Origin of the sequence: Kitasatospora sp. NPDC093558, assembly GCF_040683475.1 — a bacterium.
Taxonomy (GTDB): domain Bacteria; phylum Actinomycetota; class Actinomycetes; order Streptomycetales; family Streptomycetaceae; genus Kitasatospora.
In genome coordinates this window covers 1-1,449 of record NZ_JBFBDY010001150.1, presented here as the reverse complement: position 1 = coordinate 1,449, position 1,449 = coordinate 1, and the positions used below count along the sequence as shown (strand labels likewise).

1 protein-coding gene is annotated in these 1,449 nt (G+C 75.4%); it reads left to right on the top strand.

Features of this window, described 5'->3' with window-relative positions; genetic code table 11:
• Positions 1-151: 151 nt before the first annotated feature.
• A partial coding sequence (locus AB0O00_RS39290) for a cation:proton antiporter (RefSeq protein WP_363659461.1) occupies positions 152-1,449 on the top strand: 1,298 nt, incomplete at its 3' end.

Here is a 1,449-nt window from a genome sequence, read left to right as displayed (position 1 = left end):
GAGCACCGAGTAGCCGTTGTCCTGCAGGCCGCCCCAGGCGATGTCGCCCTTGCCGTCGGGGGAGGCGCCGAGGCCGCCGTAGAAGTACTGCAGGGGCCGCACCCCCGGCGGCCCTCGACGCCAAGTCCCGTCCCAGGAAAGGCGCCCCGCCTTGGAAGGTTCCTCCCCGTCCGCGACCGTGCTGGCCGACATCGCGGCCGTCCTGTTGATCGGGCTGCTCCTCACGCCGCTGCGCACCCGGCTGCGCCAGCCCGTCGTCGTCGGCGAGATCGCGGTCGGGGTGATCCTCGGGCCCAGCGTGCTCGGGCTGCTCACCGGCCACCTGACCGACGCGCTCTTCCCGCCGGACGTGCGCTCGCATCTGTCGGTCGTCGCCCAACTCGGCATCGCCCTCTTCATGTTCGCCGCCGGCTGGGAACTCGACCTGCGGCTGCTCAGCGGGCGGGTCCGCACGGTGCTCACCGTCACCGCCGCGTCCGTCCTCGTCCCGTTCGCCCCGGCCCTCGTGCTGGCGGCCGTCGTCGCGGCCCGCTTCCCGTGGCTCCTCGGCGCCGCCGCCTCGCCCTGGCTGTTCGCCGCGTTCCTCGGCATCGCCCTGTCGGCGAGCGCCCTGTCCGTCCTGGCCCGCATCGTCGCCGAGAACCAGCTCCAGGCCACCGGCACGGGCGCCATGGCCACCGCGTGCGGGGCGCTCACCGAGATCACGGCCTGGTGCGCCGTCGTCTGCCTCGCCGCCGCGGCCCGCGGTGCCGGCGCCCCGGGCTCCGGCCGCGCGCTCCTGACGCTCGCCGAAGTCGCCTGCTACGCGGTCGCGATGGCGTTCGTCGTGCGCCCGCTGCTGCGCCGGCTGCTCCGCCTGCCCGCCGGGGCCGGCGGCCACCCGCTCCTCGCCCTGCTGACCGTCGGCAGCGGGCTCCTGCTCTCCGCGTGGGTCACGTCGCGCCTCGGCGTGCACGCCGTCATCGGCGCCTTCGCGTTCGGCCTCGCCATGCCCCGCGACGCCGCCGAGGAACTCCGCCACACCGTCGAACTCCCGCTGCGGCACGCGGGAGCGCTCCTCGTGCCGGTCTTCTTCGCGCTCACCGGCCTGTCCGTCGACCTCACCGGCCTCGGCCCGCGCGGCCTGCTCGCCGTCGCCGTCTTCCTCACCGTCTCGTGGGGCGGCAAGTACGTCGGCGCACGGCTCGGCGCACGCCTGACCGGACTTCCGCCCGGCGAAGCGACGGCGGTGGCCGTCCTCGTGAACACCAAGGGACTCAGCGAGATCCTCATCCTGACCCTCGGCCGCGACCTCGGCATCATCGGCGACCGGCTCTTCACCGTCCTCCTGATGACCGCCCTCGCGGCGACCCTCCCCGTCAACCCCCTCGTCCGCCGCCTGACACGGACCCCGCGCACACCCGGCAGCCTGCCCCGCCGGCCGCACGCGCTGGCGGGGCCGCAGCCCGA